The 11,097-nt window shown below is 49.4% G+C and carries 3 protein-coding genes and 1 pseudogene; 1 reads left to right on the top strand and 3 read right to left on the bottom strand.

Going from position 1 to position 11,097, the window contains the following annotated elements; genetic code table 11:
- The first annotated feature begins 260 nt into the window (after window positions 1-260).
- The gene (locus AOG36_RS04795; protein ID WP_162200201.1) at window positions 261-7,988 is read left to right on the top strand and encodes an outer membrane protein; all 7,728 of its coding nucleotides are present in this window, start codon (window positions 261-263) and stop codon (window positions 7,986-7,988) included.
- Between the two features lie 219 nt (window positions 7,989-8,207).
- Here AOG36_RS04795 and AOG36_RS09360 read toward each other — a convergent pair whose 3' ends face one another.
- From AOG36_RS09360 to AOG36_RS04785, 3 genes and pseudogenes are all read right to left on the bottom strand, one after another.
- The gene (locus tag AOG36_RS09360) at window positions 8,208-8,309 is read right to left on the bottom strand and encodes a hypothetical protein (protein WP_366884116.1); all 102 of its coding nucleotides are present in this window, start codon (window positions 8,307-8,309) and stop codon (window positions 8,208-8,210) included.
- Between the two features lie 151 nt (window positions 8,310-8,460).
- A pseudogene (locus AOG36_RS08800) lies at window positions 8,461-9,744 on the bottom strand (RNA-guided endonuclease InsQ/TnpB family protein).
- 67 nt (window positions 9,745-9,811) lie between these two features.
- Window positions 9,812-10,783: an aromatic amino acid transport family protein gene (locus tag AOG36_RS04785; RefSeq protein ID WP_084815799.1), complete on the bottom strand. Its 972-nt coding sequence runs from the start codon at window positions 10,781-10,783 to the stop codon at window positions 9,812-9,814.
- Window positions 10,784-11,097 lie beyond the last annotated feature (314 nt).

Raw genomic sequence — 11,097 nt, 5'->3', positions numbered from 1 at the left:
GATAGCACCTAGCAGCATAGCCAACAACTACTTCCACAACCAGGCCGGACAGAGCGTGCAAACGCAAAACGCGAACGCCCAAACTTACCAAGACCCGAATGCAAGTGCGACTTTAGGAGCGTCTTGTTCTGGTCCTAATTGCGGAAACTAACATCTAAACCACACGATCGAACAACATACAAACAAAGAGGACATGATGCGTAAATCTTCTAAACTCAAAAAGACTTCCACCTACATAAAATAAAACAAAGTTGAGCTTGGTGCTCGTGACTTGTTTTGGCTTTGTCCCCAGTTTGGGCGCGGAGCAGGTGGATGTCACGAGCATGGTCAACTCCATCAGCGGTTTGCTTGGGGGCAATTATGGTCTAACCGACAGTGGTACTTTTGTGCCAACCATCACCCAACAAAATTTTGGCTCAAGCACAAACCAACAAGGCGTGACTAACCCTGCGGGCAACCAACCCGTCTTTGGTAATGGCACGCTCAACGACCCCTACCAAAGCATGGGTCTTAGCGCCACAGCCCCCACGGCTTCTAATATCATCAACAATCTCTACGGCAATGGGGGGCTTTTAAACCAATACATAGGCACTGTGGGCGACATCTATAACTTTGGCAGTGTCAACCCTCTTTTAAGCAACATCAGCGGGAATGCTTATGGGGCTTATGGGGCGCGCACGGCTTTTGGGGGCGTGAGTGCGGCTAACAACATCACTGTGCCCGGCACTGCGGTGAGCAACAATTACTTCCAGTTTGTGAGTGGCACGCAAAATAGCGCAGGTCACCTCACTCAAACCGCCCAAGTCAAGGGGAATTTACAAAGCAGCCAAATCGCCACAGGTTCAACCGCCAGTGCGGCTAACCAGTTGCTCGGCACCATTTACACCAACATCACCAACCTCGCCTCTAGTGTGAATGTGGTCGATCCTGGCACCACGGGGGCCAACAACGCCTTTAACACATACTCCGCAGACATGCAGCAAGCCATCGGCACGGCTAGCGGGGTGGGGGCTAACTTTGTGAGCGCGATGGCCACGCCCACGGGCACCTTAGGCACCGCCTTGAGCAGCTTGAATACGATCCTAGGCAACGGTCAGAGCTTGATTAGTGGGAGTGCGACAGGGGGCAGCGGCAACATCGCCAATTTTAGCGTGAATAGCGCTAATCTAAACACCCTAGCGACCATTAACAACATCGCCAGCTTGATCCCCGGGGGCATTGTTACACAGAGCAACAACACCTACAGCATCAACGCCAATTACGCCACGGTGCTCACAGAACTTAAGGGCATGGATCAAGCCCTCGATGTGATCGCCAACAACGTTTTAAACACCCCCTTAAGCGATGTGGTCAGCCCCACTTCTAGCACCATCACTGCGATGGGCACGCTCAATCAGGTTTTGACTCAGCTGACCGCTGAAGCTGCGGCTGAGGGGGGTTCTCTCACGATGGCACAGGTGCAGAGTGTCGTTGAGGGCTATATCAACCCCAACACGGGCACTTCCTCCATCACCAGCCCCACGCATGTCAACAGCACGCGCATCACCAATGGCTTTAGCGCGGTTTACAATGCCTTTACCATCCTCACCAACGACGGGGCGTTGACCAAAATCCAACAAGCCTTGACACCTAGCGGCGGCACCGCCCCCACCCTCGCACAAACCGTGGTGGACATGATCACATTGAGCAACGAGCTTTCCACTGCGCAAAGCGGGGTGACCCATAATAGCAATTTAGCCAATCTATTCACCCCCGGCTCCTTGCCCACTGGCACCCTTTCTGCCAACCAGCTCTCAGGCTTAACCAGCCTTTACAACGCCTTTGGGACAGACAACTCTAACGCGGCTTACAGCACCCTCACCAGTGCCTTGCAAAAGCTCAGCGGTCTTGTCAACACCGGCGCAATCACGACCACCCCTGCGATCACAAGCAGCAATGTCAGCACCACATCCACAAGCAGCCCCTTTACTGCGAACACAGACAGCACAACTCTCTACCCCCAAGCGGCTACAAGCCCTAGCACCTCAGCCACCCAAACCACCTCTTGGGTGCAACAACGCGTGTTGAACCAAGCCGCCTACAACACGGCCTACAACAAAAACCTCGCCACGCTCTTACAAGAGGCGATGAATTACAGCGCAAACACCCAGCAGCTCCAAGGAATGCTCAACACCACCAGCAACACCAGCCTTTTGAGCAATATCCTAGACACGGGGATCAGCAACGCTGCGGCCAATATCATGTTCAATGGGGGGGCGACAGAGCAGGCCGGCAAAGCGGATGCCAAGAACGCCCAAGCGCAAGACATCAACAATATCCAAGCGATCTTCAACTCTGAAAATCTCTTAAACAGCTACATCAACGCGATCACCAAGAGCTACTCCACCACCACGGAGCAAATGAATCAAGCCAGCGCGCTGACTTATTTAAGCGGGTTGCTCAATGCCGGTCAGGCGCAAAATGGCCTCATCGCCCAAACTAAAGCGGCCATCATCGCGCAGCTGAACGCCAACCCCACGCTCTCAAGCCAGCTTTCTAAAGCGGATTTGAGCAGTTTGGAGGGCATGAGCAATCCTAGCTTCACCCAAAACTTCTTAAACGGGAGTTTGAGCGCTTCACAATTTGCCAGCGCGGCCACGAGCCTAAACATGATCTACAACGACTTAGCCGCTGCCAACACAGCCACCGCCGCCACCGCCGCCACCGCCTTTGGCACGGTGGGCAACGCGCTCACAATGGCCGGGCACATCGCCTTAGATTTGCAAGCCTTGTCGGCGGTGGATCAAACAGAACTCGCAAATTCCATCAGCACCCTTATCAAGACTCCTGCGGCGCTAAACACCTTAGCTGGGGGCGGTAACCTCACATGGGCTAGTCTCACCACCGCCCAACAAGCTGCGCTAGAAAACCTCTTAGGGGTGGCTAATGGCACAACCAGCATCACCGTGGCTAATAGCTTGGTGCACAAACTCTCTGGTTTGTTCAACGTTTCTAACACGGCTCTAAGCGGTGTTACCAACATCACCACAGGCACCAATAATGGGGTGACTAACATCACAGCCTTTTTGAACTTAGCCAAAGAGCTTTACGATGCGGGCAATACATTTTTAAGTGTCTATCCACGATTCAACAGCCCCTCTATCGGTACGGCTTTGGGTGGTAGCTCAGATTTGGCTAAAGGTTTGGTGTGGTTTATGCAAAACAGCGCAACCATCACCAAAGACATCGGTTCTTTAAGCCCCTCTGTGGTTTCTCAGTTTGAAAGCGGGAAACTCACCGCACAAGATCTCAGCACACAAATTGCCACCATCAAACAAGAGATCGCCGGGTTGCAAAGTTTGGGCACAGGTTCACAGGGTGCACAAAGCGGGACAGCCCAGCTTGACATCGGTTTGTCCGGCCTGCTCGGTTCTGGGGTGAGTGCGGCGCAAAATTTAGGCTTTGCGCAAGCCAGCGTCAACACCATGTATAACCAGCTTAAAGGCATTTTGCCCTTGCTAGACACCCCTAACGGACAAGTGAGCACCACCACTTTAAGCGACATCAGCAGTGCGATCAGCTCCCTTAACAGTGCTGTGGGCGCGCTACACACCGCTGGTAGCCAATTCTTTGCAGGCACCGGGGCCAACACCTACAACCTCACCAGCACGTCCAACATGACCAACACCACCACCATCACCGGGGCGACCATTGGCTTAGGCGATGCCCAGTACTCAAACAGCAATGCGGCCACCTACCTCACCAACCTCAATAACATTTACACCATGTCCAATTTGCTAGGTGACGGCTTTGCCACCAGCAGTGCGATGGGCACGGCTTATCAAACCCTCTTTGGTAACGCTAACACGAGATCAGGGCTTTTAAATAACAGCTCCAACATCACCAACACATCTGCGACCTTGAGTGCAGATATTAGCACCCTCACCACGGCCAGCAATTTGCAAAGTGGGGTGACGCTCACAGAAGTGGTCAATGCCCTCATGCCCATCCAAGCCCAACTTAGCAGCGGGCAGATCCAACAATCCCAGGCTAACACCGCGGCCACTGTGGCTCTAGCTAATTTGGCTTCTAGCTCTGCTAATGCCACGAGCATTTGGCAAGCCTACCAATCTGTGATGGGCTTTGGCAACCCCACCGGCAGTGGCACTGTCACGACAAATTATGTTGCCAACATCAACAATCTTTTAAACAACTCTGGCTTAAATCCAGCCAAGCAGGCGAATTTAACCAGCGCTTCTAGCATCGCCCGGGTGATCCAAGATGCGCAAAACTTGATCAACGCCAACAACACCCTCACCAGCTCTACGGGCATTACGGGTGCCGGTGGCACAGGTTCTACTAAGTATTTGACCATGAACAACGCTTTAAGCACCCAAAACAATGGGGCGGCTTTTAGCGCAGCGATCAAGGCGGCCGATGCCTTTGGCAGTCTCTTGCAATACATCAAGGCTTCCGATTTAGGCAGCAGCACGGTGGCCAGCGCGACAAGCGTGATCCGAGCCCTCAACAGCTATAACCACAACTTGACCTTGCTCAACAACCTCACCGACCAGCAAGGCAGCAAGGTGGCCACCGATGTGCTCGACTACCTACAAGGCGCGCAAAGCTATAAAAACCTCACCTTAACAAGCCCCTCTAATGGGTCGCTAACCGGGCTTAACACCTTGCAAAATCTTGTCAATCGCCTAGAGTACTTAGAAGGGGTGGCAAGCAAAGTCCAAGACGCAGTCACGAATAACCCCTACGCCATTGTGATGGCACAAAGCCAAGTGGTCAAAAGCAATAACTACCAAAGCGCGGCTAAAGCCCTGGTCACCACAGGCAACACAGAAGCCACACAAGGTCTCTTTAACCTGGCCACTTCCTCTACCTTAAATCCAGGCAATGCCAGCGAGGTGAACATCAGCAGCAGTGCTCTTAGCAGTCTCAACACCCAGTTTACCAGCGATGTGGCTAGCATCAGCGCGTGGAACGATTTGGGCCTCAATCTCAACACCTCTAAAAGCATTTTGCAAGACCCCGCCACAGGCGACACCGTGCCCATGACCTCTTTAAGTGGCATCGCCTCTAGTGTCTATGGCCTTACGGGTTTTGTGAGCTCTGGAGGTTCAGGCACGCTTAGCAACACCCAAACAGCCGTGGATAATATGTTGAGCGCCTACAACACGATCAACGAGCAAGGTAAGGCTCTGACCGCCGGGGCCTTTGAGCTTAGCAACACGAGCAGCAATAACTCGGTTAGCATAGGCACGACTACAGCCCTCACGGCAAGCATGCTCACCGATCCCAACTTAGTCACCCAACCCACCCCCGCGGGTCCCCAACTCACCTTGCTTGGTGCGATGCAGAGCATCGTTAATATTTCTAGCATGCTCCAACCTGCCACTAGTGCGAGCAATGGCCTCACAGGCAACAGCACTAATATCACTGCGGTAACCAATGCGTTGAACAATGGCCAGCTCAATGGCGACGCTGGGCAAATTGCAGCTGTGGTGAAAAACTTCACCACACCTCTTTATTTCAGCACAAATGCCCAGGGACAGACGACTTTTTCTACCACCAACACCGCAGGGGCTGCGACGTTGAATTTAAACACTCTTAACAACATCACCACAGCCGGAGCCGTGCCGCTTTTGACTCAGTTGGTTGAAGCGATTGAAAACAATCCTAATGCCAACGCTGTTTTAGTCGCGGTTAAAGGGGGCGCTACCCCAGATTTGGCGCAGCTCGTTACCCTAGAAAAAGCCCTCCAACCCGTTTTAGGCGGCACAGTGGGCACAAATCCAGGGACTGGGTCAGATCTTACCGGCGGCGCGGGCAATATGACCTATTTAAACACCGCCACTAATGCTAAGAGTTTCTTAGAAGCCGTGCAAACTTTCGTGGGTGGGAGCGGGGCGCTGCAGGCCATCGATAAGGTGCTAAGAAACAATCATCAAGCGGCGATCAACTCAAATGTAGGCCAAAACATCGGCAAAGCGTTAAAGAACGCCTTGACACTCGCCAATGACTTCGCGGATGCCAACGCGGTCATCAAGACGACAAACACCCATGGCATCACCTCACTAGCGAGTGTTACCGCCGCACAATACAACCAAATCAACGCCATTGTGGGTGCTGCCGATCGGATCTTTAAAGCCAACGCGATCGACTCCAGCAGTAGCGGGGCGCAGGCCACAGCCGTGCAGGCGATGATCCAATCAACCCTCCCCTCGGCCTTGCAAGGTTTAGGTGGCCCCATGCCCACCGACATGGCGGGGGCCAACACTCTAGCTGGTCTCATGGCGCTTGAACTCAAAGATCAGGGGGTGAGCGGCACAGGTTTTGGGAACAATAATTTTGGGGCAAACACAATCCAGCAGTACTTCTTCAACGCCACGCCCGCCCAGCTTGTCGCTGCGGCGCAGGCGGCTTTAAAAAGTTCGGCTTTCACCACGGGAGACAACGCCGCCACATTACAAGCCAACCTTGTCACCAACACTTTAAGCGGCGTGTTTAGAGATGCCAAACAGTATACAGAGTCCATGAACAACCTCTCAGGTCTGCTCAACAGCTCTAACACGCCCTCTAGCATCCTTAAAATGGCGGTTGCCAACGCCCTAGGGGTGCAAAGCGTCAATGGCATGTTGAATAGCCAAAACCAAGATGGCGTGGCTTCTAAAAACGGGGTTTTGACCAACGCCAACATCGCCACGATCCAAAACGCCCTCAACAAAATGAATACGGCGCAACAACCCCTCACCGTTTATAACGATGCAGAGGCGGCCAACACCCCCGTGGGTGCGACTGCGCGCTTGATCACCCAAATGATCACCAATAACAGCTCCGCGCAAGCGAATTTAAACCTCCTTAGCGGCAATGGCATCGCCACCAACTCTAGTGCGAGCGATTACCAACAACAGGCCAACATTGTGATCAGCGATCAAGCACAACTCATGGCAGAAAACAACAGCTACACTTTAGGCGGCATTTTAGATGCCCTTAAAGTGTTGGCACAAAACGAATTTGTGGATACCGGCAATAGCAGTGTAGGCAACGCCAATGCGGCCGTGCAAGCGATTTACCAAGAGATCATCGCTAGCCCCACAATCAATTACAACACGGCCAGCAACAACCTCAATAACTTGATCAACCAGTTGCAAAACTTGCAAACCAGTTTGATCGATCAACTTGCAGGCATGGCTGGCGTGGCGGGCGTGGGCGGCGCAGCTGGGGGCGCACAAGTGGCTAATGTGCAGGCGGAAGTCGCGCCCCAACATGCCTCCTTTGAAGTTGTGGGTAAAGGCTTTGGCACTAATCCCTCAGGCAGCACCGCCACAAGAAGCTCTGTGAGTGGGCTCATCCAACAAGTCAATCAGGCCCTTGTCTACGCTAAAGCGGCGCAAGCCAAACTCAACACTTTCCTCAAAAGCAATGGCTACGGCACTTATACCGCCTCCCACACCCCCATGGTGCCCATGAACTCCAATGGCAACATGTACGGCATCGATGTGCAGTTTGGGTATAAACAATTCTTTGGTAAGAAAAAACGCTGGGGTCTGCGCTATTATGCCAACTTCAGTTACCAACACGGCACCTTCATGAACAGCAATGCAGCTGAACTTGACAACTTTGTCTATGGGGCTGGGGTGGATGCGCTGTATAACTTCTACGAAAGCAAAGACGGCAAATACACCACGGGTCTGTTTGCAGGGCTCATGTTGGATGGCTCTAGCTGGGCGGTCAAAGGGCAAAGTTACTACACCTACTTGATGAATTACGACAATTCACACGGCGGCCATGCGGTCATGAACACCAGCTACTTCCAAATCCCCTTGAATTTGGGCTTTAGGACGAATGTCAACAGACACAATGGCTTTGAAATCGGTCTAAGAATCCCCCTTGCCACCAACTACTACTTCAAGGGTGTGAATGCTGATGGCATGAAGACAGACATCGCTTACAAACGCAATGTGTCTGTTTACTTCAACTATGTTTACAACTTCTAAACTTTTGGAAGGTTGTTAGGATTTTGGGGGGCTTTTTAGCCCAACAAAGCCCAAATCTTTTTTCTAGATCATCAAAAAACTTCTCCTTCTCCTCTTCATATTTATAATCTTTAATTGCCTTATAAGCCTTTTTAAAATGGTAAAAATCGATGTTGATTTTTTGCGGTGTGGTTGGATTGTGGATGTTGGATAAAAATTTAAAGCTCTTCTCTCTGCTTTCTAATCAAGGGTGAAGAAATCCTTCTTCTCGAGGCACTTGATGATTAAAAATATTGCGGTGAGCCGTTGTTGCCCATCGATGACATGGTAATTTCCATCCACCTTCTTCACCACAAGGGGCTGTAGGCTCTAACATTCATCTTTATCTAGTTTGCTCTTGCGCATAAAACGCACAATGTCTTTGAGCAAAGTCTGAACTTCTTTTTTAGTCCAACGATACCGTTCTTACAAACCTATAAAACCGCATAAAATCCTATAAAATCCTATCAATAGAAAAAAATTTTAGCGGTTTTTGTTGTATTCCTGTTTCCACCATGCTGGTTACTAAGCCATTCTTTGCAAAACAACCTAATAGAGCTGTCATGTCCGCAGGCGTAAATTCAGTGGGAACTCCACTTACTAAATGCTTCACTAGATTGACACTAGCGTTAAAATCTCTATCCACCACAACACCGCAAACACCGCACTTATAAACTCTATCATTTAGGCTTAAGTCTTTTTTGACACTGCCACAGCTGGAACAAGTCTTAGAGCTCGGGTAAAAAGTGTCCGCCCGTAAAATTTCCCGCCCATAATACTTTGCCTTGTAGTCTAAAAGCGTGTTAAAGGCAGATATGCTGACATCACTTAGGGCTTTAGCTAGTTTAGAGTTTTTAAGCATATTTTTGACTTTTAAACTCTCTAAACAAAGGGTTTTAGCGTGCCGCACTAGGGCGGTGCTTAAGTTTGTGTAAAAAGTTATTACGGGTGTTGGCTATACGGGTATGCAATCGATTCAGCCGCAAGCTGGCTTTAAGAAAATTAGCGGACTTCTTAATCCCGTCATTCTTGGTTTTCGAATGCCGTTTTTTGCTAAGTTGTCTGCTAAGTCTTTTAAGCCGTCTTGCGAGCCTATTTAAGGGCTTGGGGGCGAAAATCTGTAAGCCATTAGATAGACTAGCAAAAGCCTTTATTCCTGTGTCAATACCTAGAGTGTGGTTGTTTGCTATGGGCTTATGGGTGCGGTGAAACTCCTCTTGTGTGGTGTCTGTTTGGATTGAAACATAGAATTTATTGCCTCTTTGCGTGATGGTCGCCCCATTGATTTTGCCTTGCAATCTTAGCCTTTCAGTCATTTTGATTTTGGGCAGGTTGGGGATTTTAAGATAGTCTTTTGTGCTGCCTTGAATGATTTTTATTTGGTTGCCCCCAATGTAAAAGCTCCCCTGATATTCTCTTTTGCGTTTAAAACGGGGGTAACTGACTTTACCCAATTTTAAATCTTTAAAGAACTTTTGAAACGCTAGGTTTAAGTGGTTAAATGGCTGTGCTGTAGCGTATTTGGACACTTCATAGACAAAGGGAAACTTCTCTTTTTTGCAAGCGTTAAATTCTTTCTTTAGGGCAAAGTGGTTAGATTTTATGCCCTTTTCGTAGTTTCCTTCCACTTGGCTAGTCCCCAATTATAGGCAAGTCTAGCACACCCAAACGCCTTTTTAAAGTGGGTCTTTGCTTTGTTGTTGGGTTGTAATTCAATCTTGTGGCTTAGGGCAAACATTGCGGTTATTTTAGCAAATTTTGGGGTGTTTTTGGCGGTGATAATTATATAAAAAATTTGCATAGTTTTATAGAATTTTATAGATTAGTAGAACGACAAAGATCGGGTCGCGCGCACCCAAATAATGCCCAAAAAAGGATTTACCCATCGCCACAAAGGCAACGACAGGCGCGACTAGTGCAAAGGTTTTCATGTCTTCAAAATGGTTAGCTAAATAGGACAAAATGGGCAGGTTTTGCGCTTTAGCCTCTTTAAACTCCGCAGGGCTTAAACACATTGCACATGAAAAGATAAAGAACATCACCGTTACAATCATCAATACATTGCTCCTAGCGATGATGACAGAAGCCTTTTTGTCCGCCTCCTGCCCATAGGTTTGCTTGCAATGTACGGCGAGCGAGGAGATGATGGGCGAATGGTTGAAGGCGAACACCATTGTGGGCAAAATCAAGAGCATGACCACCCCTAAACTCTCGCCCCCCGCCCCGCTCAAATGGATATTTTTAAAAAGCGCGTTGTTCCATTTGGGAATGAGCCACAAGGCACTAAAAACCAGCACGGCAATAAAGGGGAAGACAATGGCGGACATGGTTTTGATCACCACCTCCTCGCCAAAACTCACCACTAACATCAAAATCCCCACCACCAAAAAAGAGAGTAGCAAGCGGTTAGGTGCAGCCAAGCCTAATTGATTGATAAGAAAACTATCGATGTTGTTCGTGATACCCACGCTATACACGAGCAAAATGGGAAAAATCGCAAAGAAATAAAGCAGGGTCAGCAACACGCCCCCGAATTTGCCAAAATAATTCTGCCCGACCACGGTGATGTCATCGCTCTTGTCTGAGCCCCCCAGCACAAAACGGCACAAGGCGCGGTGGGTCAAAAAAGTCAAAGGAAAGGCAAACACCAACATGACAATCAAGGGGATCAACCCCCCTAACCCCGCATTGATGGGCAAAAACAACACCCCAGCCCCAATGGCCGTACCATAAAGGCTTAAGCTCCACATCATGTCTTCTTTGTTCCATTTTGCCATCACAACCCGCCTTGAAATTTGTATAAACGGATATGCTAATCTATTTTTATGGAGAAAAACCTTACTATAGTTAATCTTTAGTTTATAAACTTAATTCTTAGTGATTTTCAACCACATCAAAGACTTAATTAAAAGACCTATCTTAATCATCAAAATTCTCAGTCTAGTGATTTTGTTGTGTCTAAATTTGTGCATTTCAAATTGCCTGTTTAAAACGACCCCTGACAAACACCAAGTGCCTAAAAACAAAGCAGAAGGTATATAAACAGGGTGCTTTAAGGAGAGTCCCCTCACTCTAGGGTCATGGACACGGG

It is taken from the genome of Helicobacter heilmannii (genome assembly GCF_001283065.1).
Taxonomy (GTDB): Bacteria; Campylobacterota; Campylobacteria; order Campylobacterales; family Helicobacteraceae; genus Helicobacter; species Helicobacter heilmannii.
This window is presented reverse-complemented; position numbering and strand designations above follow the sequence as displayed.